The 25,485-nt window shown below is 67.3% G+C and carries 20 protein-coding genes and 1 pseudogene; 9 read left to right on the top strand and 12 right to left on the bottom strand.

All coding sequences use genetic code 11. From position 1 onward, the window contains the following. Position 1: 1 nt before the first annotated feature. Complete coding sequence (locus HLH27_RS06905) at positions 2–1,801, bottom strand: ABC transporter ATP-binding protein (protein ID WP_182948994.1); 1,800 nt, start codon at positions 1,799–1,801, stop codon at positions 2–4. Positions 1,802–2,102: 301 nt separating this feature from the next. Between HLH27_RS06905 and HLH27_RS06900 the strand changes: the two genes are divergently transcribed. Further along, a complete protein-coding gene (locus tag HLH27_RS06900) occupies positions 2,103–3,137 on the top strand; it encodes a glycosyltransferase family 4 protein (RefSeq protein ID WP_182948992.1) in 1,035 nt (344 codons plus the stop codon). 58 nt (positions 3,138–3,195) lie between these two features. Here the strand turns inward: HLH27_RS06900 and HLH27_RS06895 are convergent, their stop codons facing one another. Continuing rightward, positions 3,196–4,389 (bottom strand): MFS transporter, encoded by a 1,194-nt coding sequence (locus HLH27_RS06895; RefSeq protein ID WP_182948991.1) that lies wholly within the window; start codon positions 4,387–4,389, stop codon positions 3,196–3,198. A gap of 537 nt (positions 4,390–4,926) precedes the next feature. Between HLH27_RS06895 and HLH27_RS06890 the strand changes: the two genes are divergently transcribed. From HLH27_RS06890 to HLH27_RS06875, 4 genes and pseudogenes are all read left to right on the top strand, one after another. Further along, the gene (locus tag HLH27_RS06890) at positions 4,927–5,265 is read left to right on the top strand and encodes a P-II family nitrogen regulator (RefSeq protein WP_182948989.1); all 339 of its coding nucleotides are present in this window, start codon (positions 4,927–4,929) and stop codon (positions 5,263–5,265) included. Next, the gene (locus HLH27_RS06885; RefSeq protein WP_182948987.1) at positions 5,262–6,647 is read left to right on the top strand and encodes an ammonium transporter; all 1,386 of its coding nucleotides are present in this window, start codon (positions 5,262–5,264) and stop codon (positions 6,645–6,647) included. Before HLH27_RS06890 ends, HLH27_RS06885 begins: the two co-directional genes overlap by 4 nt. Before the next feature lie 120 nt (positions 6,648–6,767). Further along, a complete protein-coding gene (locus HLH27_RS06880; protein ID WP_408870809.1) occupies positions 6,768–8,003 on the top strand; it encodes an outer membrane beta-barrel protein in 1,236 nt (411 codons plus the stop codon). A gap of 60 nt (positions 8,004–8,063) precedes the next feature. Beyond that, a pseudogene (locus HLH27_RS06875) lies at positions 8,064–8,517 on the top strand (hypothetical protein); the annotation flags it as partial. On the opposite strand, the gene HLH27_RS06870 reads toward HLH27_RS06875, so the two are convergent. The 3 genes from HLH27_RS06870 to HLH27_RS06860 all read right to left on the bottom strand — a co-directional run bounded on the left by HLH27_RS06870 (position 8,505) and on the right by HLH27_RS06860 (position 12,585). Continuing rightward, positions 8,505–9,194, bottom strand: coding sequence for a tetratricopeptide repeat protein (locus HLH27_RS06870; RefSeq protein WP_182948985.1), 690 nt, complete (start codon positions 9,192–9,194; stop codon positions 8,505–8,507). The pseudogene HLH27_RS06875 and the gene HLH27_RS06870 overlap by 13 nt on opposite strands. A 14-nt stretch (positions 9,195–9,208) precedes the next feature. Continuing rightward, a complete protein-coding gene (locus HLH27_RS06865) occupies positions 9,209–11,536 on the bottom strand; it encodes a TonB-dependent receptor (RefSeq protein WP_182948983.1) in 2,328 nt (775 codons plus the stop codon). A gap of 362 nt (positions 11,537–11,898) precedes the next feature. Continuing rightward, positions 11,899–12,585: a Fe2+-dependent dioxygenase gene (locus tag HLH27_RS06860; protein ID WP_182948982.1), complete on the bottom strand. Its 687-nt coding sequence runs from the start codon at positions 12,583–12,585 to the stop codon at positions 11,899–11,901. Between the two features lie 224 nt (positions 12,586–12,809). Between HLH27_RS06860 and HLH27_RS06855 the strand changes: the two genes are divergently transcribed. Beyond that, entirely contained in the window at positions 12,810–13,580 is a 771-nt protein-coding gene (locus tag HLH27_RS06855) for a tetratricopeptide repeat protein (protein WP_182948980.1), read from the top strand. A gap of 4 nt (positions 13,581–13,584) precedes the next feature. On the opposite strand, the gene HLH27_RS06850 is transcribed toward HLH27_RS06855, so the two are convergent. The 5 genes from HLH27_RS06850 to HLH27_RS06830 all read right to left on the bottom strand — a co-directional run bounded on the left by HLH27_RS06850 (position 13,585) and on the right by HLH27_RS06830 (position 19,142). Next, entirely contained in the window at positions 13,585–14,694 is a 1,110-nt protein-coding gene (locus tag HLH27_RS06850; protein ID WP_182948978.1) for an anhydro-N-acetylmuramic acid kinase, read from the bottom strand. 83 nt (positions 14,695–14,777) lie between these two features. Beyond that, the gene (gene coaA, locus HLH27_RS06845) at positions 14,778–15,746 is read right to left on the bottom strand and encodes a type I pantothenate kinase (protein WP_182948976.1); all 969 of its coding nucleotides are present in this window, start codon (positions 15,744–15,746) and stop codon (positions 14,778–14,780) included. Positions 15,747–16,039: 293 nt separating this feature from the next. Further along, entirely contained in the window at positions 16,040–16,462 is a 423-nt protein-coding gene (locus HLH27_RS06840) for a hypothetical protein (protein WP_246375583.1), read from the bottom strand. Further along, positions 16,446–17,498 carry a recombinase RecA gene (gene recA / locus HLH27_RS06835; RefSeq protein WP_182948974.1) on the bottom strand — a complete coding sequence of 351 codons (1,053 nt, stop codon included), beginning with the start codon at positions 17,496–17,498 and terminating at the stop codon, positions 16,446–16,448. The genes HLH27_RS06840 and recA overlap by 17 nt, the downstream gene beginning before the upstream one ends. Before the next feature lie 132 nt (positions 17,499–17,630). Continuing rightward, positions 17,631–19,142, bottom strand: coding sequence for a gamma-glutamyltransferase (locus HLH27_RS06830; protein ID WP_182949271.1), 1,512 nt, complete (start codon positions 19,140–19,142; stop codon positions 17,631–17,633). A 158-nt stretch (positions 19,143–19,300) separates the two neighbouring features. On the opposite strand from HLH27_RS06830, the gene HLH27_RS06825 reads away from it, so the two are divergent. Together HLH27_RS06825 and HLH27_RS06820 are read left to right on the top strand one after the other, a co-directional pair. Beyond that, positions 19,301–20,092 carry a DsbA family protein gene (locus HLH27_RS06825; RefSeq protein ID WP_408870807.1) on the top strand — a complete coding sequence of 264 codons (792 nt, stop codon included), beginning with the start codon at positions 19,301–19,303 and terminating at the stop codon, positions 20,090–20,092. Between the two features lie 59 nt (positions 20,093–20,151). Continuing rightward, positions 20,152–21,444, top strand: coding sequence for a cation:dicarboxylate symporter family transporter (locus tag HLH27_RS06820; protein ID WP_246375581.1), 1,293 nt, complete (start codon positions 20,152–20,154; stop codon positions 21,442–21,444). A gap of 37 nt (positions 21,445–21,481) precedes the next feature. On the opposite strand, the gene hemA is transcribed toward HLH27_RS06820, so the two are convergent. Beyond that, positions 21,482–22,729, bottom strand: coding sequence for a 5-aminolevulinate synthase (gene hemA, locus HLH27_RS06815; protein ID WP_182949265.1), 1,248 nt, complete (start codon positions 22,727–22,729; stop codon positions 21,482–21,484). Between the two features lie 113 nt (positions 22,730–22,842). Continuing rightward, on the bottom strand, positions 22,843–23,307 hold the full coding sequence (locus HLH27_RS06810) for a hypothetical protein (RefSeq protein WP_182948972.1): 465 nt from the start codon (positions 23,305–23,307) through the stop codon (positions 22,843–22,845). Positions 23,308–23,471: 164 nt separating this feature from the next. On the opposite strand from HLH27_RS06810, the gene HLH27_RS06805 reads away from it, so the two are divergent. Next, entirely contained in the window at positions 23,472–25,460 is a 1,989-nt protein-coding gene (locus HLH27_RS06805; RefSeq protein ID WP_182948970.1) for a transketolase-like TK C-terminal-containing protein, read from the top strand. Positions 25,461–25,485 lie beyond the last annotated feature (25 nt).

The raw sequence follows: 25,485 nt of genomic DNA, 5'->3' as shown, positions 1-25,485 counted from the left end.
GTCACGCGGCGCCCTCGATGAACATGGACTGCCGTTCCAGAAAGTCGCGATAGGGTCCGGCGGTCCGTTCCAGCACGCTCACCGGCCCGTCCTGGACGATCCGGCCATGATCCATCACCACGATCCGGTCGAAATCGCGCAGGGTCGACAGGCGATGGGCCACCGCGATGACGGTGCGCCCGACCTTCAGCCGGTCCAGCGCCTCCTGCACGCGCTGCTCGCTCTCGCTGTCCAGCGCGCTGGTGGCCTCGTCGAGGATCAGGATCGGCGCATTGCGCAGAAACGCCCGGGCAATGGCGATCCGCTGCCGCTGGCCGCCCGACAGCTTGACGCCCCGGTCCCCGACCTCGGTCTGGAACCCCTCGGGCATCGCGTCGATGAAATCGCGACACCCGGCGGCGATCGAGGCGGCGATGACCTCGTCATCCGTCGCATCGGGCCGGCCATAGCGGATATTCTCCATCACCGAGCGCCGCAGCAGTGACACCTCCTGCGGCACCACCGACATGCAGGCCCGCAGGCTCTGCTCGTCCAGGTCCCGGATATCGACCCCGTCGATCTGGATCGCCCCGCCCTGCACGTAGCGCAGGCGCTGGATCAGGGCCAGGATGGTACTCTTGCCCGACCCGGACCGCCCCACCAGCCCGACCCGCGTCCCGGCCTCGACCACCAGGTTGAAATGCGACAGCACCGGCCGCCCGCCCGGATAGGCGAACATCACGTCGCGGAAGGCGACCTCGCCATGCACCGGCCCGGCAAAGCCGTGCGCGTTCGGGGAGTCGACCATCTCATGGGGCACGAGAATGGCGGAAAGCGCCTCGTCCAGCCGGGCGATATGCTGGATGGTCTCCACCAGCGCCACGGCCAGGTCGCGCGTCCCGTGCAGGATCATGAAGCCCAGGTTGGCCACCATCACCACGTCGCCGATGCTGGCCCGGCCCAGGTGCCACAGCGTCACCACCCAGAACAGCAGGCCCGCCGTCAGCACCGCCGTCAGCACGGCGTGCACCAGCCGCAGCTTTTCCATGTAGCGCAGCGACCGGCCACGGGCGCCCATTTCCTGGCGCATCGTCTCGCCCAGCCGCAGCCGCTCGTACCGCGTCATGCCGAACGAGCGGACCAGCGGCAGGTTGTTGACGATGTCCAGCATCTCGCCGTCCACCCGCGCCGCCTCGGCGGCATAATGCTGGTGCATGCCCCGCCCGCCGGCCGCCATGCGGAACATCAGCAGGCACAGCCCCGCCGACAGCGCCACGATCACCCCGGCCATGACGGGGCTGATCGTCAGCAGCAGCGCCACCGACAGCGCCACGTTCAGGCAGGGCGGCAGCACGTTCCATGCCGCCAGGTTCTCCAGCGTGAACACCGACATCGACGCGGTGGAAATGCGCGACGCCATGGCGCCCGACATCCGGTCGGCGAAATATCCGGCGGAATGGCTGGTCAGGTAGCGAAACAGGTCGCGCCGCACGTCGCCGGTCATGTCCACGAAGGCATAGGTCGCAAACCACCCGGCCACCCGCCACGACATGTTGTCGAAGGCAATGACCACGACCAGGATCGCGACGGCATTCCAGACGGGGTGCATGTCTCCCACACCGTGCACGGTCATGGTATCGACCAGGAACCGGGTGGCATATGTGGCCCCGACGGTGCAGCCGACGGCGACCATGACCGAAAGGAAGATCACGGCATGCAGCAGCGCATGACCCCGCGCATAGCGGAAGACGAAGGAAAGCGGCCGGCCCAGATAATGAACCAACTGGTCGTCTGAAATGGTGGTCTCTTTATCAGTCGCCAAAATCGGCTGCCCTCTCTGCTGCCGGCCTTTGTGCCGCCGGCGGGTCCGGTCGTCATGATGCGCGGAAAGTTCCACGCCCTTAAATGTTTATCTATCCGGATCGCGGGGAAGAAAGATAGGCTCTCGCTGCCCTTCCCCGCAGATGCCGGGCGGGCTGGCCCCGGGGATGGAACATCCTTTACCCCGCTTCGTTCCACCATTGCCCCGGCCCGCCCGTCCGGTGTGCCATCGATTTGCCGTTTCCGGATCGCACGCTAGCATCCCCTGTCCATTCATGCGGAAGAAAGAAGTGAACTGCCCCATGCGTATCGCCCAGATCGCGCCGCTCCATGAAGCCGTACCGCCCAAACTCTATGGCGGCACCGAGCGCGTCGTGTCTTTCCTGACGGAAGAACTGACGGCCATGGGCCATGACGTGACACTGTTCGCCAGCGGCGACAGCGTGACCTCCGCCCGGCTGACCGCCTGCTGGCCGCAGGCCCTGCGCCTCGACCCCGCGATTCGCGACCCGATCGCGCCGCACATGCTGATGATGGAACAGGTGGCGCGCGCGGCAGAGCAGTTCGATATCCTGCATTTCCATATGGATTACTGGCCCTTCACCTATTTCAGCCGCCAGAAGACGCCGATGCTGACCACGATGCACGGCCGGCTGGACCTGATGGAACTTCAGCCGGTCTTCGATGCGTTCCCCAGGGTGCCGATCGTCTCGATCTCCAACAACCAGCGCCTGCCCCTCCCCCAGGCCCATTATGTGCGCACCGTGCTGCACGGCCTGCCCGAGAAGCTGCTGACGCCCCAGCCGGGCCCGCGCGACTATTTCGCCTTCCTGGGCAGGATCTGCCCGGAAAAAGGCGTGGACAAGGCAATCCGCATCGCCCGCGCCCTCAACGTGCCGCTCAAGATCGCCGCCAAGATCGACAAGGTGGACGCCGAGTATTTCGAGCGCGAGATCGTGCCGATGCTGGGCGAGGGCGTGGAACTGATCGGCGAGATCAACGACCGCCAGAAGCCCGCCTTCCTGTCGGGCGCCCGGGCACTGCTGATGCCCATCGACTGGCCCGAGCCGTTCGGCCTGGTGATGATCGAGGCCATGGCCTGCGGCACCCCCGTCGTCGCCTTCCGCCGCGGCTCGGTCCCCGAAGTGCTGGAAGACGGGCTGACCGGCCTGATCGTGGATGACGAGCACGAGGCGATCGCCGCCTGCGCCCGCCTGCCCGAACTGCACGCCGACCGCATCCGCCAGCGATTCGAGGAACGCTTCACCGCCCGCCGGATGGCCGAGGACTATCTCGACATCTACCGCGAGCTGATCGAAGCCAAGAAGACCGCCTGATCCCGGCCCGGGCCCGGCTGGAAACGCGCGCCGGCTCGCCACCAGCGCGCCTTTACGGTCAGGCTCGCCGCCGTGCGGTTTCGCCGGCCAGCGCCTGCCGCCCCAGTGCAACCAGCGGCAGCACGGCGCCGGCGACCGAGACCGCCTGCCACCCGCCCTGGTGAAACAGGGCGGCCGCCAGCACCGATCCCGCGGCGCCGCACAGGAAGACGATGGTCATGAACAGCGCATTCAGCCGTCCCCGGATCTCGGGCCGCAGCAGGTAGATCGCCCGCATGCTGACCACCTGGTTGGTCTGCACCCCGGCATCCAGCACGATCGCCGCCACCGCCAGCGGCACCAGCGCATGGGCCGCCACGGCCGACAGGCCCAGCATGAAGGCCCCCGCCACCATCACCATCGCCCCGGTGGTGGCAACATTCGTCAGCCCCCGGTCCGCCAGCCGCCCGGCTACGGGCGCCGCCAGCGCACCCCCCGCCCCGGCCAGGGCGAACAGCGCAATGCCCGTCTGCCCCAGGTGAAAGGGCGCCGCGGCCAGTTGCAGCGGCACCGCCGTCCAGAAGATATTGAACGCGGCAAACACCGACCCCTGGTAGAAGGCCCGGCGGCGCAGCAGCGGCGTATCGCGCAGGATTCCGGGCAGCGAGGCCAGGATATGCCCGTAGGTCAGCCCGTCATGCACCGGCTGCCGGCGCGGCAGCCCGCGCGCCAGCGCCGCCATCAGCACCAGCGTCATCGCGCACGACGCCAGGAAGACGGCATGCCAGCCCGCATGATCCGCGACGACGCTGGCAAACGGCCGTGCGAGCATGATCCCGCCGATCAGCCCGCCCATCACCGTCCCCACCACCCGGCCGCGATCCTTCTCGGCCGACAGATGCGACGCCAGCGGCACCAGCACCTGGGTAGCGGTGGCAAACACCCCGATGGCAAACGCCATGAGCAGGAACGCCCCCGCCGACCGCACGAAGGCCGAGGCCAGCAGCGTCGCCGCCAGCCCGCCCAGCGCCACCAGCACCAGCCGCCGGTTCTCCACGATATCGGCCAGCGACACCAGGCCGATCATGCCGCACCCATATCCCAGCTGCGTCAGCATCACGATACTGCCCAGCCATGCCGGCGCCAGGCCGATATCCGGGCCGATCAGGCCGATCAGCGGCTGGGCATAATAGATATTGGCCACCACAAGCCCGGCGGCGCACGCGATCAGGCGAATGATCCCGGCGCCGGCCGGTGCAGAGGAAACTGTCATGTCGTCGTCCCGTCCTGAAGGGCGGCACTCTATCCCCCGATGGCCAACATTTAGAAGCCACGGCCGCGAAACCCGACCGTCCCTCGTCCGTTCGATACGCGCCAACCAACGTGACCGAACGGTGCATCCCCGATGTCCACTCAAGATCACTCTTTTGCGTTGACAAAACATTTCGATTATGCAACGCTTTTCGCGCAAAACTGGCAGCCCGGCACCAATCAATCAAGAACCGCCGGTTTCCCCGTTTTGAATCGTCGGGACCGAACGCCCCGGCAGGCGGGCCCCAATGGGCCGTCCCGCCGGAACATGGTCTCCATTATTCACTTGAACACCATGACGGGCCTATCGGGAGGCATCGCCTTCCCTTCCCCCCGACACGGTACCAAACCCCGCTGAACGGCTCATCGCCCGCAAGCGCTGCGCATTTCGGCGCCTTCGTGACCGCCCGATATCTGTATTCGGCTGCAAGCAGCCATCCCTGATCGTGTCGCATGACTCGAATCATGCGATGGCGAGCACTTCCTCAGCGAGGAAATCATGAAGCTGATCGTTGCAATAATAAAACCGTTCAAACTGGATGACGTGCGCGAGGCCCTGTCCGCCGTCGGCGTCGCAGGGATCACCGTCACGGACGTGAAAGGCTTCGGTCGCCAGAAAGGCCAGACCGAAATCTATCGCGGCGCGGAATATTCCGCCCATTTCGTTCCGAAATCAAAACTTGAAATCGCGGTACCCGACGCCCTCGTCGATCCGACGATGGAAGCCATCCGACTGGCCGCCAATACCGGCAAGATCGGCGACGGGAAAATCTTCGTTCTTGATCTGGAGCAGGCAATGCGCATTCGTACGGGAGAAACGGGGGAAAGCGCGCTATGAAAAGCCCCTCTTTCAAGATCCCAGCTTTCCGGCATGCAGGGTGGATCGGGGCCCTTGTTCCCCTGCTCCCCCTCCTTGCCCTGTCCACGCCTGCGCTCGCGGCCGACGCGCCGCCGGCGATCGACACCGGCGACACGTCGTGGATGCTGGCCAGCACGGCGCTGGTGCTGATGATGACGATCCCGGGCCTGGCCCTGTTCTATGCCGGCATGGTCCGGCGCAAGAACGTGCTGGCCACGCTGATGCAGTCCTTCGCCATCTGCTGCATCATCACCGTCGTCTGGATGGTGGCCGGCTACAGCCTCGCCTTCGGCACCGGCACGCCCTATATCGGCGACCTGTCGCGCTTCATGCTCAACGGCATCGGCGCCCATATCGCCAAGGGTGCGGATATCGGCTTCACCATGGGCGCGGGCACCCCCAACGCGGTCACGATGACGATTCCCGAAAGCATCTGGATGATGTTCCAGATGACCTTCGCCATCATCACCCCCGCCCTGATCGCCGGCGCGTTCGCCGAGCGCATGAAGTTCAGCGCCCTGTGCGTCTTTACCGTCCTGTGGTCGCTGATCGTCTACGCGCCGGTCGCCCACTGGGTCTGGAGCCCGCTGGGCTGGGTCGCGGGCCTGGGCGCCATCGATTTCGCGGGCGGCACCGTGGTCCATATCAATGCCGGTATCGCCGGCCTGGTCACGGCGCTGGTGCTGGGCAAGCGTCGCGGCTACGGCCAGGACGACCTGTCGCCCTTCAACCTCACCTATGCCGTCATCGGCGCCTCGCTGCTGTGGGTGGGCTGGTTCGGCTTCAATGCCGGCTCGGCCGTCGGTGCCAACGGGCGCGCCGGCATGGCCATGGCGACGACGCAGATCGCCACCGCCGCCGCCGGCCTGGGCTGGATGCTGGCCGAATGGGCCCGCACCGGCAAGCCGACCGTGCTGGGCATCATCTCGGGCGCCGTCGCGGGCCTGGTGGCCATCACCCCGGCGGCGGGCTTCGTGCTGCCGGGCAGCGCGCTGATCATCGGCATCGTGGCCGGCGTGGTCTGCTACTGGGCCGCCACCTCGCTGAAGCACATGCTGGGCTATGACGACAGTCTGGACGCATTCGGCGTGCACGGCATCGGCGGCATCGTCGGCGCGCTGCTGACCGGCGTATTCGCCTACGGCCCGCTTTCGGCCACCGATGCCAATCCCGGCGGGGTCGTCGGCTCGTTCGCGCAATTCGTCACCCAGGCCAAGGCCGTGGGCATCACCATCGTCTGGTGCGGCATCGCGACCTTCGTCCTGCTCAAGCTCGTCGACCTGACCATCGGCCTGCGCGTCACGGCGGATCAGGAAGATGAAGGGCTGGACATGACCCTGCACGGAGAACGCATCAGCTGACCACCAAAATTCAGACGCGGTTCCTACAATAAAGAGGGGGGACGCTATATCCTCCCTCTCGACAAAGAGAGGAAATGAAGCGTGTCGGACCCCCGAAACAGATCTGCCATCTCTGGATATGTGTCACTTTTCCTTGCGGTCGGTGGCTTTCTTCTTCCAGTTTGCGCCCAAGCACAGGTAGCGATCTTCGGCAACACGACGGGAAAGGACGGGTTCTCGCAATGGCTGAACGACGTCACCCTGGTCGGACAGATCGAAGGCGGGATCATGGCCAATCCGGCCCGCCCCGATAACGGGATCAATTTCGGCAACTTCCTCGCCGACCACGCCAACCAGGTCCAGCTCAACCAGCTCGAATTCACGCTCTCCAAGGCCATCGACCCGGGCAAGAGCGAATATCAGATCGGCTTCACGCTCGAAGGGCTCTACGGCTCCGACGCACGCTACTACCACCTGCTGGGCGTCTCCGACCACGCATTCTCCAACCGCTACCAGCTTATTCCCGCCCAGGCCCATGTCGATGTGCACCTGCCCTGGCTGACCGGCGGCGGGCTGGACATGCAGGCCGGCATCCTCCAGGCCCCGATGGGAGTCGAAACCCTCGACCCGACGACCCGCCCCTTCTACACGCTCGCCTATACGTCCGAATATTCGGTGCCGTTCGAACATGTCGGCGCGATGTTCAAATGGCATGTCATCCCGCTGCTCGACGTCACCTTCGGCGTCGACACCGGCAACCAGACCACCTTCGGCAAGAGCGATCCCAATCACGAGGCCGCGGGCTATTTCGGCTTCAACCTCAACGGGCTTGCCGGCGGCAAGCTGAATATCATCGAACTCAGCCGCATCGGTCCGGAAAACGCCGTCGCAGCCTTCGGGCGGCGCGCCGACAGCGACATGCGGTACTGGAACGACATCAACGCCGCCTACCAGGTCACCGACAAACTGTCGGTAACGGGCGAGTTCAATTACCTGCACGACGAAGGCTTGCGCGCCGATACCTACAGTTTCGTCAGCTTCCTGAGCTACAAGATCACCCCCTCCCTCACCTTCAACTATCGCGGTGAGATCTATCGCGACAATACCGGCCAGTTCGTCCTCAGCTTCCTGGACAACACCGCCTACATGCGCGCCTTCTCCGGCGCATCGGTGCCGGTCGAGGCAGCGCCTCCCACCACCTACGGCGCATTGACGCTGGGCGTGACCTACAGGCCGACCCTGGGCCACGGGCTCCGCGTCTTCGAACTCCGCCCCGAAATCCGCTTCGACCGCTCGCTCAACGGCACCTCCCCGTTCAATGACGGTCGCAACACCGGTGTCTTCACCTTCGGGATGGACGGCGTACTCGGTTTCTGAAAACCCGACCCAGCGGCGCACGCATCGGGCCCTGAGACGCAGGTAGAGGCCGCGCCGATGTTCCGACAACAGGATCCCCACGTCGAAACCGCGCTGCGCTCCACCGCCAAGCTGGCCGAGGCGTACCTGAAGTCGACCGGCTTGGGGCGATACCGCCTTCTTCAGTCCGGAAGCCGAATTCTTCATCTTCGACAACGTCAAGTTCGGCACCGGCCCGAATTTCGGCATCTATCAGCTCGACAGCATCGAAGGCCCCGGCGCGCAACCGCTCGGCCTCGTGCCGTATCCCCTACGCGACCAGCCCCAGGGCCAGGCGCGTCGAGGTGCGGTTCCCCGACCCGACCGCCAACCCCTACCTGGCCTTCGCCGCCATGCTGACCATGAGTTCCTGCTCGCCGGCGGCGTGTTCACCAAGGACCAGATCGAGAGCTATATCGACCTGAAGTGGCAGGAAGTGTTCACGTTCGAGCACACGCCGCATCCGGTCGAGTTCGCGATGTATTACTCCGTCTGATCCCGTTCTGGCGCCGGACCCTCCGCAAGAAACTGCTCCATCCGCGCCAGAAAACCCGGCGTCGCCCCCTCGCGCGCTCTCTCGAAATGCCACCGCGCCCGGGCCTGCTGCCCCTCGGTCAGCAGGAATCGCCCGAAATTGAAATGCCCGCGAAAATCCCCGCCATCGGCGGCGCGGGCATACCATGCCCGCGCCTGGTCCAGGTCCCTCGTCACGGCCCACCCATCTTCGTAAAAGCCGCCGATGATGTTGAAGGATTTGCAATGTCCTCGCGCGGCGGCCCGGCGGAACCAGGCCAGGGCCCGCGCATGGTCTGGCGGCCCGTCCCAGCCCAGGGTCAGGCCGGTGGCATAATTGTACATGCCCCAGTCCAGGCCGGCGCACGCGGCACGACGATACCAGCGCATCGCCTCGGCGGGCGCGGCCGGCATCCCCCAGCCCAGTTCGCAGCACCGGCCGACCATGTTGCACCCCATGGCATCGCCCTGCCGCGCCGCCGCCAGAAACCAGCCCAGGGCGGCACGCGCGTCACGCGGCAGCAAGGTACCGTCCAGCAGGATCTGCCCAAGCGCCAGTTGCGCATCGGCCAGCCCGCCGCCGGCCAGGTCGCAGATCGTCGCGACACTGGCCGCCGCCGCATCTCGTTCGGCCTCCGGCATCGCGGCGGCATCCTGCATGGGCGCCCGCCCGCTCAGAAATGAACGTTCAGGTTGACCAGCGCCGTGCGCCCCGGCGCCTGCATCGCGTAATGCGTGGTGTAGGCCTGAGTGAAATAGCGCATGTTGGCCAGGTTCTGCATGTTCAGCTGCAGGCTGTAATGCTTCATGAACTTGTAGGTGGCCATGAAGTCGAACCGCCAGTAGCCGGGCACGAATTTCGGCGCGGTCGGCGAATCCGTGCCGTAGACCTTGCTCATGTAGTAAACGCCGGCCCCAAGCGTGACGGGCTTGATGATGCGATAGGTCGTCCACAACGCCAGACTGTTCGCGGGCGTGTTCGGGGCATGGCGCCCATCCATCAGCCCGTTGGCGGCACCGGCACCACCGGCCTTGATCAGCCGCGCATCCAGATAGCTGTACCCGGCATTGATCGCCCACTCGCGGGTAATCTGCCCGTTCAGCCCGATCTCGAAACCGCGAACCCGCTTGGTGCCGCCATTGTCGATCCCGCCTGTCGCCGTCGTGATCTTGAAATTGGTGGCATCGATCTGAAACAGCGCACCGCTGACCAGCAGCCGGTTATGCAGCACGTTCCACTTGGTGCCGACCTCGATCGTCCGGTCCCGCTCCGGCTTCAGGACCGACCCGATATTACCCGACCGGTCCGCGCCCAGGCTGATATCGTCCGATCCCTGCCCGACCGAATTGCCCGGCGGGATCGCGGACGTGGCATAGGACGCATAGATCGACCCGTTGGAACGCGGCTTGTAGACCAGCGCCCCCTGGTAGGTGAACAGATTGTCCCCGCGCCCATACTCGCCCGCGGCCGAGCGATAGGTGCTCTGCACATTGTCGTAGCGCACGCCGACATTGGCCTGGAGCTGCTTCAGCAGCGTGATCGTATCGAACAGATAGACGGCCTTGGTATCGAAGCGCGTGCTGTTCGGGTTGCCCGTATGCTTCAGGTCGCCCGTCCACAACTGGCCCGGATCCGGGTTGAGCAGCGAGGTACAGGTGCCCGACGAAAAGGCCAGCGCGGTCGCGCAATGTGTGAAATTGGTGCCCGACGTCACGGCCTGTCCGTTCACGGTGGCCGTATACGTATCGTTCTTGCCCTGCTCGCGCGTAAACTCCGCGCCGGTCGCAAACTGGTTCTTGAATCCCGCCAGGTCGAACGACCCGTAGAAATCGGTCTGGTTGGTCGCGGTATCGAAGGTCGAGATACGGCTGTTCAGGCGGCGATAGACATAGCCGTAATAGATATTGCCCTGGCTGTCGTCCGGCATCGTCCAGCGGTCGTTCTGGGTCGTTTCGGAATAGCGCGTCGTATTGCGCAGATGCAGCGTGCTGCTGAAATCATGCTCCAGCCGCAACGTACCCATGTCGATGCCGTCCTGGTTGGCATCCCGATTTTCCAGCCCGTACCAGGTATCGAACGGCACCTTGACCGGCGCCCCGCTTCCCGTCGCCATCACCCGCTGCGCGCCATCGGTGCGCGCGTTGAAGGTCGGGTTGTTGTAGGGAATACCGACATCGGGCAGATCGTCATTCTGCATGTGGTAATACATCACGGTCACGCGGTTGGGCGTGCCCAGCCCGAACGATACCGACGGCGCCACGCCGAAACGCCGATAATGGGTGGGTCCGCGCCCGGCCACGCCCTGGTCGTCGCCCATCAGGTTCAGGCGGAACGCCCCGGTATCCGTAATCCGCCAGTTGCCGTCGAACGTGCCGCGCTTGTAGTCGGCATTGCCGAAGCCCAGATTGGCATCGATCGCATTCTTCAGCGTGGGCATCTTGGTGTTGATCAGGATCGCACCGCCGGCCCCGCCGCGCCCGGCGATCGAGCCGGTATCGCCCTTGACCACCTCGATCGATTCCACGTTGAACGTCTCGCGCGACTGCGCGCCCACATCGCGCAACCCGTCGACGAAGGTGCTCGACTGCGCGTCGAAACCGCGCAGGAACGGCCGGTCCCCGACCGGATTCCCGCCCTCGCCCGCACCCATCGTAATGCCGGGCACGTTGCGCAGCGCATCGGCCAGCGTGTTCGACGCGGTCTGGGTCAGCAACTGGCGCGAGATGATCGAAACGCTCTTGGGCGTATCCAGCAGCGAGGCCGTGAATTTCGGCGACATCTCATGCCACAGGCCGACAACCTCGATATGCTCGTGATGCGGATTGGGCCGGTCCTGTTCCGCCTTCTTCTTTTCCTCGTCGGTCAGCTTGTCCGACGACGCCACGCCCGGCGTCGCCGCCAGCCCCTGGCTCCCGATCATCGCCATCGCCAGACCACACAGGACCTGACCGCGCTGGGGCGCCACCTGCTGCACCGCACGCCATTTTCCAGTGACACCCATTCGTCCGGGTTTCCTCGATGCCATACATGATAATGCGAACAACTCGCATTTGCGTCGTATGTTTCACGACAGATACAAGCCGTCAAGAAATTCATTTGTGACAAAAAACGTCTACCGTGCCGCCATCGGCGGCCGACCGCCGTCGAAAAACCCCGTCAATCCTGAAATTATTCGTTTTTTCAGGATGAAAAAAAATCCGCCCCGGCCAGCCCACGGCTCCGGCCATCAGGCCTTGTTGCGGATGTTCCGAAGATCGACGGAACGCAACAGAATCCACATGCGCGAAGGCCTTCGAATCCTCCGGCACTCCCGGTCGGAGACGCACGCCGGGTCGCTTCCGGCGCACGTTTCCGGTCAGGCGCTCAGAGTTCGCACCATTGGCGCATGAGATTATGATAGCAGTTCACCAGTTCCAGAACCGCCGGGTCGTCATCCGCAAGGCGCGTGCGCAGATCCATGATCGTGCGATCCAGGTCGAACAGGATCCGCCGCCGCTCGACATCGCGTACCATCGACTGCGTCCAGAAGAAGGACGCCCAGCGGCTCCCGCGCCTGACCGGCGCCACGTCATGCAGCACCGTGGTGTCGTAGACGATCATGTCGCCGGCCGGCAGCTTGATCTCCTGCACGCCCGAGGCATCGTGTATCCGCAATTCCCCCCCCTCATACTCCTCCGGATCGGTCAGGAAGAGCGTGGAAGAAACATCGGTGCGGATGCGCATTCCGCCGGAATTGGGGATGGGCCGGATGGCATTGTCCACATGCGCCCCGAACGACATGCCCTCGTCATAGCGATTGAACAGCGGCGGCACGACACGCAGCGGCACGACCGCGCTGTTGAACAGATTGTTCCGCCCCAGCGCACGCAGCACGATCTCGCCAAGCGAACGATGCAGCGGATGGTCCAGCGGAATCTGAAGGTTGTTCTTGGCCGAAGCCGATTGCGGCCCCGCCGTCACCCTGCCGTCCGCCCACGTCGCGTCGGCAAGCGCGCGACGACAGTGCAGGACTTCGTCGGGCGAAAGAACATTCTGGATATGCAGCAGCATGGCGGTCTCGATTGATGGCGCCGGCAGGGTCCGGCACGGGCAGCGACGTTTCCCGCACAGGCTTCGACAATCGGCAGGCCGGGCGAAACCGACGCACGCCGTGCGGGCGACATGGCAAAGTCGCTGAATAGCTTCATTGCAACAGATTATCAATTGCATAAATAACCCGGCCATGTTTTGTAGCGCCCACTGCGAATCGTCCAATCGTCACGGGTCCTCACCACATGCGGATTTTCCACGGCCTGAAGCAGGCCGCCCTCCGGCGCCGCCGCGCCAGGGAAACACCCCCCGCCCTGCCCGACTTCATCGAGAACATCCGCATCCGGGCCACCCAGGGCCACGTTCCCGAGCAGGTGCGCTGGGGCGACATCCTGCTCGACAGCATCTACGTGCCGTCCGACCCGCAACAGGCCCGCAAATGGTACGAAATCGCAGCCTCCGCCGACTACGCGCCTGCCCATAACATGCTGGGCCGCTGCCATCATTTCGGCTGGGGCGGCCCGATCGACCTCCCGGCCGCCGCCGCCAGCTACGAAAAGGCGGCCCGCCTGGGCGATCTCTGGGGTTGCTACAATCTGGGCATCATGACGATGCGCGGCATCGGCATGCCGGCCGACCTGCGCCGCGCGCTGGCGCTGTTCCGCAGCGCCGCCGAACGCGGTCATGCCAAGTCCATGAACCTGGTCGCCCGCTTCACCGAGGAAGGCTGGCACACCGAACGCAATCCGGCCCAGGCCCTCGCCTGGTATCGCCGTTCAGCCGAAGGCGGCGATTATCGCGGCCAGCATAATTACGCCTCGGCACTGCTGGCGATGGGCGAGCACGCCCAGGCACTCGACTGGTGGCGCCGCGCGGCGGGCGATGCGACATCGGACGTGCTGCTGGCGATGGAGCGTACCCTCCACACACTCGGCCCCGACGGCGACGCCGCCCTGCTGCAACAGGTGCGCGACCGGCTGGACACCCTCGGCATCCCCCGCCCGACGCACGATTGACGCCCTATCGCCGCCGCAGCCGCTCCACCCCCTGCATCGCGGCGGCGGGCAGTCCCCGCCACTCCAGCCTGCCCCCACTGACCGGGCGACCGACCCCCGTCGTTCCGGGAAACGAGAGCGGCAACCCGCGCACGGTACGCGCGGCCAGAAAGCCGAAACACTGCGCCTCCAGCGCATCGCCCTGCCACCCCACGGCCTCGACGGGCTCGACGACCGCCCCCAGCGCATCCCGCAACCCGTCCATCAGCACCGGGTTATGGCGCCCCCCGCCGCAGACCAGCCAGCGGCATGGCCGAAACGGCAGCCTCAGACCGGCCACCGCCCGAACGGTAAAGGCCGCAAGCGTCGCCGCCCCATCCACCGGCGAGAGACCGGCCAGCAGGTCCATGGCCCGATGAAACGACAGCCGATCCAGCGATTTCGGCGCCGGCCGATCAAAGAACGGGTCGTCCATCAGCCGCTCCAGAACCCGCTCATCGACCCGCCCCGCCCGGGCCATCGCCCCGTCGCGGTCGCACGGCAGACCGGTATGGCGCATGGCCCAGTCATCCAGCAGCGCATTGCCGGGCCCCACGTCGCAGGCCAGCAATTCCCCCGACGCCCCGATCAGCGAGACATTCGCCACCCCGCCGATATTCAGCACGGCCAGCGGCTGTTCCAGCCCCCGCGCCAGGGCCTGGTGAAAGACCGGCACCAGCGGCGCCCCCTCCCCGCCCGCCGCCAGGTCGGCACTGCGAAAATCATGCACCACCGGCACCCCGGTTTCCGCCGCCAGCAGGCCGGCATCCCCGATCTGCCAGCTTCGATGTACATCGGGGCGATGCAGAATCGTCTGGCCATGAAAGCCGATCAGCTCGGCCGGCCAGTCCAGCGCACGCACGGCCGCGACATGCAGTTGCGTCAGCTCCCGCTCGACAGCCAGCAGATCCGGATCATCCGCCGCCAGGCTCCCCGCCCGGTCGAGAATGGCACGTGCCCGCGCGCGCAATCCGGGCGGAAAGGGAATGGTCGTCACCGGCCCGGCCGCGCCCACCGCCACCCCATCCGTCTCGATGGCAGCGGCATCGACCCCGTCCAGCGACGTACCGCTCATCAGGCCGATCACCCGGATCATCGGACTCACCCTCCCGAAACAGCCTCAAACCTATCGCACCGGGAGAGATTGCGGAACCTGACCGGCAGACGGCGCCGGGCCTCTTACAGATAGCGCAGCCGGACTTCGTTGATGGCGTGCGACCGCGCCTTGCGCATGATCAGCCGCGCACGTTCGCGCGTGGGCAGGATATTGGCTTCCAGATTGGGCAGGTTGATCCGGTTCCAGATCTGCCCCGCCACCCGCTCCGCCTCGGCCGGCGACAGGTCGGCATAATGATGGAAATAGGATGTCGGCTTGCGAAACGCCGTGCGCTGCAACAGCTGGAACCGCTCCACGTACCACGATTCGATATCGCTGGTGGTCGCGTCGAGATAGATCGAGAAATCGAAATAATCCGACGCCACCATCGACCGGTCGGTGCCGGTCTGCAACACGTTTAGCCCCTCGAAGATCAGGATATCCGGCCGGTCCACCGTCTGGAACCGGTCGGGCACGATATCGTAGGCCTCATGCGAATAGAGCGGCACCTGCTGCAACCGTTCGCCCGCCTTCACGGCGGCCAGAAAGGCGATCATCCGCCGCAAATCATAGCTCTCGGGGAAGCCCTTGCGCTGCATCAGGCTCCGTTCCTCCAGAACCCGCGTCGGCAGCAGAAACCCGTCCGTCGTCACCAGATCGACCCGCGGATGGTCCGGCCAGCGCGACAGCACGGCCTGAAGCAGGCGGGCAAATGTGCTCTTGCCCACCCCCACGCTGCCGGCGATGCCGATAATGAACGGCACCGAAATGCGCGGACAGCCCAGGAACGCACTCTCGACCATGCTGTTCAGCCCGCGCGAGGCCATGACATACAGGTTCAGCAACCGCGACAGAGGCAGATAGACCTCGGTGATATCGGCCAGCGACACGGGCTCGTTCCGTCCCCGCAACGCCGCGATATCCTCCTCGGACAGCGAAAGCGGCACATTGGCCCGCAACGCCGCCCAGTCCGAACGCGAAAAGGTCAGATACGGAAGCGGCGGATCGCCATCACGCGACACCGACCCCCATGGAGGCATGCGGAGCATCATGATCTAGGTCCGGCCCGGACAAATGCCGCCGGATTTCGTGCCAACCGTCATGAATCCACTTCCCCAGGAAGGACCGTCATTCCGGCCTCGCTCAGCGCGGCGTAACACCAACGGATGGACCGATCCAGTGGACCCCGTCCTCCACCCCAGCACATTCGGTCAGGAAATGGCAGAAAACCGCCATATTCCGGCCATCTCAATGACAGAGACGTGACTCGGAAGCCGGCAGGGAAAGACATGCGGAGCACCACACGCGCCCCTTTTTCCCATCGAAAGCCCCCAACCGCCCGGCCTCAAGGTCCCGGCGTCGTCTGCCCCCGGCCCCGTGCGCCGTAGCTCACCTGCGTATCGGGTATGACGAAATGCCCGGAATCTTCCTTCTGCCCGTCATCCCCGGCGGCATTGGAATCGAAGCCGGACGCGATCATCTGCATGCCCCAGGCATCGGGAAGCGGCTGGTAGTCGGGCTGCCGCCCCGCCGGCGCGGCAGACATGGGCTGCGACCCGTCATGCTTCTGCTGCCCGGCGGATGCGGTCTGGGCCGAGCCCGGCCGTTCCTGCCCGCTGAACAGGGTCAGGGGCGGCACATCGATCGAATCCCCCTCCGGCCGCTTGAGCGCGCAGGCCGACAGACCGGCCAGCAGAACCAGCAGTCCCAGGCCGCGCGGCCCCGCCTGCCGGCTCCTCGCCCCGCGCCGGTCACTCGGCGTCGGCAAGATCCTGTTCACCGGGGGACACCAGCATGGCCTCGGCCACCACGCCCGCCTGCTCGCGCACGCGCCGTTCGATATCGGCCGCCATTTCAGGATGCTCGCGCAGGAACTGCTTGGAATTCTCGCGCCCCTGGCCGATCCGCTGACTGTCATACGAGAACCAGGCCCCCGATTTCTCGACAATGCCCGCCTTGACGCCCAGGTCGATCAGTTCGCCCATCTTGCTGATCCCCTCGCCATACACGATGTCGAATTCGACCTGCCGGAACGGGGGGGCCATCTTGTTCTTGACCACCTTGACGCGGGTCTGGTTGCCCACGACCTCGTCCTTGTCCTTGATCTGCCCGATCCGGCGGATATCCAGGCGCACCGAGGCATAGAATTTCAGCGCGTTGCCGCCCGTGGTCGTCTCCGGGCTGCCGAACATGACGCCGATCTTCAACCGGATCTGGTTGAGGAAGATCATCATGGTGTTGGAGCGCGAAACCGTGCCGGTCAGCTTGCGCAGCGCCTGGCTCATCAGCCGGGCATGCAGGCCGACATGGCTGTCGCCCATGTCGCCTTCCAGTTCCGCGCGCGGCACCAGCGCCGCGACACTGTCCACCACCAGCACGTCGATGGCGCCCGAACGCACCAGCGTATCCGCGATTTCCAGCGCCTGCTCGCCCGCATCCGGCTGGCTGATCAGCAGATTGTCGACATCCACCCCCAGCTTGCGGGCATAGCCGGGGTCCAGCGCGTGCTCGGCATCGATAAACGCGCAGACGCCGCCCTTCTTCTGGGCCTCGGCGATCGCATGCAGCGCCAGGGTCGTCTTGCCCGAGCTTTCGGGGCCGTAGATCTCGACGATACGGCCCCGCGGCAGCCCGCCGATCCCCAGCGCGATATCCAGCCCGAGCGAGCCGGAGGAAATCACATCCGCCGCCTCGTTGGGGCGCTCGCCCAGGCGCATCACCGACCCCTTGCCGAACGCGCGTTCGATCTGGCTCAGCGCGCCTTCCAGCGCCTTGCTCTTGTCAATGCCCGGTGCCTGCGCCATCGCCTTCAATCCCGTTCCGATATCATGAAAACCCCGGGTCCCACCCGCCGCGCCACGGCGGTCCCGACCAAACCAAAACTAGAACAAAACATGATCATCCACAAGCGGCGACACCGGCCCCGGCCCGCGCCATCAGTCCGATCCCACCGACAGGCCGGCCGAACGCGCATCGGTGCCGCCGGCACAGCTCACCTCGCCGCCCGGCAGCCCCGCCGGGCAGGAAATCGCATTGATACGCCCATCCGCCGTCACCGGCCGCGCACCCGGCTTCTCGCCCGCCAGGACCTGCTTCATTTCCACCGCGACCGCATCGGCGGCATCGTTCTGCCCCGACCCCGTCACGGCGGCCCGGAACCGGCTGCCCTCGCTGGCGATCGCGGCGGTCAGCAGCGGCGGCGGCAGCCGGCGCGGCGACGCCCCCATCACAATCCCCGTGCCACCCGCGACGCGCCCGGTGCCGAACAGATTGTCCATCGTCAGGCTGCACGCGACAGCCCCGCCATGCCGGTCGACCACGGCGAACGAGGTCGAGGCCGGCAGATGCGGCAGGCTTCCCCCAGCCGGCACGGTGCCGGAATCGACCACCGCCTGCGCCCGGGCAATCAGCTCGGCGGTGGATTGCGTGCCGGCCGCCTGCGCGCGCCAGGCCGCCACCGCCGACTGGCCGGCCCGGTCGCCCTGGCCGCCATCGTTCAGGGCATGAAACGCCACCGCGCTGCCCAGCCCGCCATCGGCCGGCGGCGGCAGGAAGCTCACCGTCACCTGCCCCGCACGCACCGTCAGCGGATCGGTCTCGACCGGCACGGCACCCCGCAGGTCCGCCACGGTCAACCCGCCGCCGGCCCCCTGGCTGCCGGCGACGAACGAGCGCGCCAGCGCGCCGTTATACAGGTCGCCCACTCCCATGCTGCTGATCTGCTCCAGCACGCCGGTCAGGCGCTGCTGCACCAGCGTATCGCCCTCGGCCAGCACCTTGCCGTCGCCCCGGCTGAAGATCGCCCGCGCGCCCGGATCGGCCAGCAGCGGCCCCTGCACGGCCGCAAGATCGGTCGCCAGCGCCCGGCTGACCGAGATCCCGCCGCGCGCCAGCTCCAGCGCCGGGGTCAGGGTCTCGGCAAACTCCACGCTGCCATAGCGCAGATGCATCAGGTACAGCCCGCGTGCCAGCATCGGCGCCGCCGCCGGCCGGTCCACCGGCGCACCGCCCTGCTCCGGCGTCGTCGATCCCGCGACCGGCAGGAACAGGAACGCCCGCCCACCGCCGGAATCGCCCGAACGCCACGCCAGGCACGCACCGCCCCCGCCCAGCGAGGCCCGCGAGGGCAGCGTGACCGCCAGCGTCATCCCCATCGCCGCCGCCGCGTCGGCGGCATTGCCGCCCCGCGCCAGCACGTCACGGGCAACCATGGCCGATTGCGGCTCGTCCGAAACGACATTGCCGATATAGCCGGTCAGGTAGGTCGGCCCCTTCGGCGTGTCGGAACCGCCGCCGAACAGGGCGTGGCTGGCCGTCCCCAAGGGGTCGTTGAATGTCTTGGCCGAACACCCGCCAAGCGCCGTGGCCAGGACCGTGGACAGCAGCAAGGCCCCGCAACGACGCAACGGGTGGTTCAGGGGACGTTCACGCACGCACAGATTCTCCATTGCCGCCGTCATGCCCCGACGCGAAACCACCGGGCTATCGGGAATTAGCGGTCTTCTGGAGCATCGGCAACTCGCCTTGTCCCCCGCCGCCCTTCCGCGCCACCCCATTCTGCTCTACAGACAGCCCCGATACGGAACCCGAGCGCCGGAGGCCGCCCTTGTCATTTTTCTCGTCCCGCAGCCTCGCCAGGCTGCGCACGGCCCTTCCGGCCGGCATCGGCCTGATGCTGGCCCTGTCGTCCGCAGCCCCGGCCCATGCCGACGACAATGGCTTCACCCCGGCCCAGCGCAAGGAAATCGTCGCCATCGTCCGCGACGCGCTGAAGACCGATCCCTCGATCCTGTCCGACGCCATCGCCGCCCTGCGCGCGGGCGCCGAGGCGCAGGAACAGACTCGCACCCGCGACGCCCTGCTCGCCAACCGGGCGGCCCTGACCACGCCCGCGCCCAGCGACGCGATCCTGGGCGCCCCCCGCGCCCGCACGACGGTGATCGAATTCTACGACCCGCGCTGCCCCTACTGCCGCAAGGTCCTGGCCGACATCGACCGCCTGGTCCATGACGACCCCGACGTCCGCATCGTGGAGAAAGTCGTGCCGGTGCTCGGCCCGGCCAGCCTGCTGACGGCGCAGGCCATCGCCGCCGCGGCCCTGCAAGGCGGCCAGGACGCCTATTTCCGCATGCAGCACGCCATCATGACCGACACGACCAAGCCCGACGCCACGCGCATCCGCCTGCTGGCCAAACAGGCCGGCCTGGACCCGGACCGGCTGGTGTCGGACATGGCGGGCACCGCCGTCGCCGCGACCCTGCGCGCCAATTCCGAACTGGCCGAGGCGATCCACCTCGAAGGCACCCCCACCTTCGTCTTCGACGCCCGCTACGTCATCCCCGGCGCGGTCGATTACGACGCCCTGAAGGCCGCGATCGAGAAAACCCGGCGCAGCTGAGCGACTCCGCCCCTCCCCACCGAAACGATCTCGAAGCCGGCCCGCCACCAGGGGACCCCATGAGCGAGACGACCCTCCCCGCGACACAGGCCGCCCGGCCCCGCCGCCCCGGCATGTTCCTCCAGGTCGTCATCGCCACCCTGCTCGGCCTGGCGCTGGGCCTCCTCGCGCCCGGCCTGGCCGCGCAGACACGCTGGGCGACCGATCTCTTCCTGCGCCTGATCGTGATGGCGGTCGGCCCGCTCCTGTTCTGCATCGTGGTGACGGGCATCGTCGGCGCCGGCTCGCTGCGCACCGTCGGGCGGCTGGGCGCCAAGGCGCTGCTCTATTTCGAGGCCATGACCACGCTGGTCCTCCTCGTCGCCACAGGTATCGCGCTGCTGGTCCAGCCCGGCCGCGGCATCGTGTTCACCCCCACGCCCGACGATGCCCGCGCCATCTCGTCCTACGCCCACAATGCCCATGTGATGCACCAGGGCGGCGTCACCGAATTCCTGCTGGCCCTCATCCCCCACACGCCGGCCGACGCCTTCGCGCAGGGCAATGTGCTCCAGATCCTGTTCTTCGCGATCCTGTTCGGCTGCTGCCTCAGCCAGACCGGCGAGGCCGGGGCGCCGATCGTCCGCCTGATCGATTCCCTGTCCGCCCTGTTCTCGCGCATGATGCACATCATCATCGCGCTGGCCCCGCTCGGCGTCTTCGGCGCCATGGCCACCACCACCGCGCGCTACGGGCTGAACGCCATCTGGCACCTGGCCACCTTCGTCGCCCTCTATTGCGTGCTCGTCACCCTGTTCGTCGCCGGCGGGCTGGGCCTCTGCCTGCGCCTGTCGGGCGTCAGCCCGCTTGGCTTCTTCCGCTATTTCCGTACCGAATTCGCCATCACCTTCGCCACCACGGCGTCGGATTCCGTTCTGCCCAGCGTCATGGCCAAGCTGGAAGAAATGGGCGTGGACCGCCAGGTGGTGGGGCTGGTGGTGCCGGCAGGCTATTCCTTCAACCTCGACGCGCTGTCGATCTATCTGGGGCTGGCCGTCATCTTCCTGGCCCAGGCAACCGGCACGGTGCTGGACGCGTGGCAGATCCTGATCGTGCTGGCGACCGCGCTCATCACCTCCAAGGGCGCGCACGGCGTACCCGGCATCGCCATCGTCGTGCTGGCCGCCACATTGCAGGCGATTCCCTCGATTCCCGTCGCCAGCCTGGTCATGCTGCTGGCCGTGGACTGGTTCGTCGGCATCGTGAGGGCAGTGGGCAACCTGGCCGGCAACTGCGTGGCCCCGGTCGTGATCGGCGCCTGGGAAGGCAAGCTGGACCGCAAGCGCGCCGCCGAAATCCTGGCCCGCCCCTAGGCCGCACCGATCCCCCGCCCGCGAACGGGCAACCGGATCAGGCGGCCTCTTCTTCCGCGTGGCGGGCATTGATCCGCAGCAGCTTGGCCAGCGCCGAGACCATCTCGTCCATCATCTCGTCCGTATGGTGCGGCCCCGGCGTCAGCCGCAGCCGCTCGGTCCCGCGCGGAACGGTGGGATAGTTGATCGGCGTGGCATACAGCCCGAAATCCGACAGCAGGCGCCGGCTGATCTCGTTGCAGCGATCGGCATCCCCCACCGGAATCGGCACGATATGGCTGGGCGTCGGCATGAACGGCACGCCCGCCTTGTCCAGCCGCGCCCGAAAGGCCGCCACGCGCTCGAACATCTTCTCCCGCCGCCACGCCTCGCGCCGCACCATGCGCACGCTGGCCAGCGCGGCCGCGACCACCGACGGCGGCAGCGCGGTGGTGAAGATGAAGCCCGACGCGGCACAGCGCAGATAGTCGATCAGCTCCGCCGACCCGGTGACATAGCCGCCATGGACGCCGAACCCCTTGGCCAGCGTGCCCTCGATGATGTCCACCTGGTCGGCCACGCCGTCACGCTCGGCCACGCCGCCGCCCTGCGGCCCGTACAGCCCCACGGCATGCACCTCGTCCAGATAGGTCATGGCACCGTATTTGCGCGCCAGCGCGCAGGTGGCGCCAATATCCGAGACGTCGCCATCCATCGAATAGACGCTCTCGAACGCCACCAGCTTCGGCGCATCTTTGGGCGCGGCGGCCAGCTTGGCCTCCAGGTCCGCCAGGTCGTTATGCTCGTAGATGACGCAGGTCGCGCCCCGCGCCCCCTTGATCCCGGCGATCATCGAGGCATGGTTCTGCCGGTCGGAAAAGCAGATCCAGCCGGGCATGCTGGTCAGGATCGTCTGCAGGCTGGCCTGGTTCGACACATAGCCCGAAACGAACAGCAGCCCCGCCTCCTTGCCATGCAGGTCGGCCAGCTCCGCCTCCAGCGCCGCATGCAGCGGGCTGGTGCCGGCAATGTTGCGGGTGCCCCCCGCCCCGGCCCCATGCTCGCGGATCGCGGCGATCGCGGCCTCGGCCACCGCCGGCTCCACGCCCATGCCCAGATAGTCGTTGGCCGACCACACCACCACCTCGCGCCCCACGGGCGGCTCGGCGGCGGGGCCGGTCACATGGTCATAGACGGGGTAGCGATCGGCCTGGCGCGCCAGCGGCGTAAAGCGGCGATATCGTCCCTGCTCGCGGATACCGTCCAGAGAGTCCCGGCAGAAACGGTAGAAAGGATGCCGATCCACGTCGATACTGGGCACGCTGTCATTCTCCCGCGACGCCGATGCGGGCCCGCCGGCCCGCACGGCCGCCGCCGTTACGGTCGATCCGCCGATATCGCACGGATCACGATCCTGTTTCATCGCACATACACCCGGACCGCGCCGGTGGTCATCGACGAATCCGACATGGCGGCCATTTCCACCTGTTCGGGCCGCGCGCCGGCGGCGACGATGGCGGCCGCCACCGCCTGGCCATAGCTGGCCACGGCCTGGCGCATGGCCTGCGCCTCCTGCTCCGGCGTCGGCCCGGCCGGCACCACAACCCGCACCACGAACAGCACGTTGGGCTTGCGCGCCAGCGCCCGCGCCACGGCGCTGTCCAATGCCGGGCGCCACTGGCTGTCCGGCGTGCCGGCACGGATATCGACCAGCGGCGGCACCGGTCGCGGCGCGGGCGGCGGCGGCGGATAATGCGGCACCGGCGGCCGGCTGGCGCGCGCATCGAAGGTCCGCTGGTCCACCAGATCGCAGCCGGCCAGCCCGGTCACGCACAGGGCGGACACGGCCATCAGGGTCGGGACGGAACGAAGGCGATGCAGCATGGGGCGCCACGGTTACAGCATCCACGATACGGGGCAAGGGCATTGCCGCCGGAAGCCCCCCGGATCGTATCGCGCTTGCAGCGCATCCAGCACGATCCTATAGCCGTCAACGACAGTTTCGCCGCCGCCGGCCGGCCCGATCGGCCTACAGGACGCCTTGCCCCATGCTCCGCGCGCAGACCGACACCGCCCCCGAGCTGGACGCGCCACCCCCCGACGCGCCCGTCGAGCCGGCGACGCGCGAGACGATCGATGCCCTGCACGACGCGGTCCGTACCGTCATCGGCACCCGCCTGCCCGATCCGGCGGACGCCGCCCAGGCCGGTGCGATGGCGGTCCCCGCCTGCCTGCTGTGGAACCAGTTCCTCCGCTTCGACCCCGCCAGCCCCGACTGGCCCGACCGCGACCGGTTCGTCGTCTCGTCCACCCGCCACCGGCCGCTGCTGGACGCGCTGATGCGCCTGGCCGGGCAGACCGCGGCACCCGACGACACGCCGGTCGAATACGGCGCCCACCCAGCGGTGGAAATGGCCTTCGGCCCCAGCGGCCAGGGCCTGGGCGCCGCCATCGGCATGGCGCTGGCCGAACGGCAGCTCGCGGCGCGCTTCGGCCGCTCGATCGTCAATCACCGGATCTGGGCCCTGTCCTGCGGCACCGAACTGGCAACCGGCGTGGCGATGGAGGCCGCGTCGCTGGCCGCCCGCATGCGGCTGGACCGCCTGACCGTCCTGTTCGAGATCGCACCGCACGAGGAGGACGAGGCCGAGGACACGCTGGCCCGCTACGCCGCGACCGGCTGGATGGTCCGCAAGGTCGCCGCCGACGACCATGACGCCGTGCAGGCCGCCCTCGCGGCGGCGATCCGCTCGCGCAAGCCCTCGGTCCTCGCCTGCTCCGTCACCCTTCCCCAGGCACCGCCCCACCCCCTCGCGCCCCCCTCCGGCCCGGCGCCCGATCACTCCACCCTGCTCTGGGCCCGGGCCGCGCGCCGGGGCGCCTCGGCCCGGCGGTCCTGGCTGCGCCGGCTGGTCAAACACCGGCAGCGCGCGGAATTCGAACGCGTCGCCGCCCGCCGCCTCCCCGCCTTCTGGCGCGAGGACTGGCTGCGCGCATGGCACACGGCCACGGTGTCCGCGATCCTGCCCGATACCGGCCACGACACCACGCTGGGCTACGGCCGCCAGGGCCTGGACATCTTGCGCGACCTGCTGCCCGAAATGCTCTGCCTCTCCTCCCGGCGCGGCCGCGAGCGGACCGAGGCGATGCCGGCCGACCAGGCACTGCCCGATTGCGGCACCCTGGTCCACGGACTGGCCGCCCTGCTCAACGGCATCGCGGTCCATGGCGGCATGGTCCCGTGCGGCGCGATCACCTTCGTCGCCATCGACCGCATGCGCCCGGCCCTGCGCTTCGCGGCGATGATGCGCCAGCAGGTCATCTACCTGCTGACCGATGACGGGCTGGCGTTGAGCGAGGACGGCGCGGGCTGGCTGCCGGTGGAACAGCTCGCCAGCCTGCGCGCCATGCCCAACGTCCTGGTCTTTCGCCCGGCCGACAGGCGCGAGACGATGGAATGCTGGGAACTCGCCCTGCGCCGCGCCGACGGCCCCAGCCTGATCACCCTGTCCCCGATGGCCACCGACGCCAACGCGCCGCCCGACCTCCGCCAGCGCCGCCCCCATAACGGCAGCGCGCGCGGCGGCTATGTGATGGAAGAGGCACGCGGCCCCCGCCAGGTCACGCTCATCGCCACCGGCAGCGAGATGGTCATCGCCCGCCAGGCCCAGCACATGCTGGTGCGCGACGGCATCGCCGCCGCCCTGGTGTCGCTCCCCTGCTGGGAACTGTTCGCCCGGCAGGACGCCGCCTATCGCGACCAGGTTCTGGGCGACGCGCCGCGCATCGGCATCGAGGCCGCGTCGGGTTTCGGCTGGGACCGCTGGCTCGGTCCGCGCGGCGCCTTCATCGGCATGGAGGATTTCGGCGAAGCCGCACCGTCCGGCGAACTGTATCGCCGCCTGGGCATTACAGCCGAGCGCATACACGAAACGGCGATCCGCCTTGTCAACGAGACGGGACGTGACTTTCAATCGCCTTCCGGGCAGAAAGCGGATGGCCATCGTGCACGGTCCGTGGCCGGGGGCAACACCTAGCCGAAGTCGGTTTCCGGCCGAAACG

Origin of the sequence: Gluconacetobacter takamatsuzukensis (genome assembly GCF_014174275.1) — a bacterium.
GTDB lineage: Bacteria > Pseudomonadota > Alphaproteobacteria > Acetobacterales > Acetobacteraceae > Gluconacetobacter > Gluconacetobacter takamatsuzukensis.
Note: the sequence above shows the minus strand (reverse complement) of the source record. Positions and strands in the feature narration are given on the sequence as shown.

Bases quoted from the DNA above. Each gene is read 5' to 3' on its own strand.
- coaA (WP_182948976.1), bottom strand. From the start codon at position 15,746: ATGATGCTCCGCATGCCTCCATGGGGGTCGGTGTCGCGTGATGGCGAT.
- HLH27_RS06850 (WP_182948978.1), bottom strand. From the start codon at position 14,694: ATGATCCGGGTGATCGGCCTGATGAGCGGTACGTCGCTGGACGGGGTC.
- HLH27_RS06895 (WP_182948991.1), bottom strand. From the start codon at position 4,389: ATGACAGTTTCCTCTGCACCGGCCGGCGCCGGGATCATTCGCCTGATC.
- HLH27_RS06860 (WP_182948982.1), bottom strand. From the start codon at position 12,585: ATGCTGCTGCATATCCAGAATGTTCTTTCGCCCGACGAAGTCCTGCAC.
- HLH27_RS06890 (WP_182948989.1), top strand. From the start codon at position 4,927: ATGAAGCTGATCGTTGCAATAATAAAACCGTTCAAACTGGATGACGTG.
- HLH27_RS06820 (WP_246375581.1), top strand. From the start codon at position 20,152: ATGAGCGAGACGACCCTCCCCGCGACACAGGCCGCCCGGCCCCGCCGC.
- HLH27_RS06810 (WP_182948972.1), bottom strand. From the start codon at position 23,307: ATGCTGCATCGCCTTCGTTCCGTCCCGACCCTGATGGCCGTGTCCGCC.
- HLH27_RS06805 (WP_182948970.1), top strand. From the start codon at position 23,472: ATGCTCCGCGCGCAGACCGACACCGCCCCCGAGCTGGACGCGCCACCC.
- HLH27_RS06830 (WP_182949271.1), bottom strand. From the start codon at position 19,142: ATGGAGAATCTGTGCGTGCGTGAACGTCCCCTGAACCACCCGTTGCGT.
- HLH27_RS06870 (WP_182948985.1), bottom strand. From the start codon at position 9,194: ATGCAGGATGCCGCCGCGATGCCGGAGGCCGAACGAGATGCGGCGGCG.
- HLH27_RS06885 (WP_182948987.1), top strand. From the start codon at position 5,262: ATGAAAAGCCCCTCTTTCAAGATCCCAGCTTTCCGGCATGCAGGGTGG.
- recA (WP_182948974.1), bottom strand. From the start codon at position 17,498: ATGGCGCAGGCACCGGGCATTGACAAGAGCAAGGCGCTGGAAGGCGCG.
- HLH27_RS06865 (WP_182948983.1), bottom strand. From the start codon at position 11,536: ATGGGTGTCACTGGAAAATGGCGTGCGGTGCAGCAGGTGGCGCCCCAG.
- HLH27_RS06855 (WP_182948980.1), top strand. From the start codon at position 12,810: ATGCGGATTTTCCACGGCCTGAAGCAGGCCGCCCTCCGGCGCCGCCGC.
- HLH27_RS06900 (WP_182948992.1), top strand. From the start codon at position 2,103: ATGCGTATCGCCCAGATCGCGCCGCTCCATGAAGCCGTACCGCCCAAA.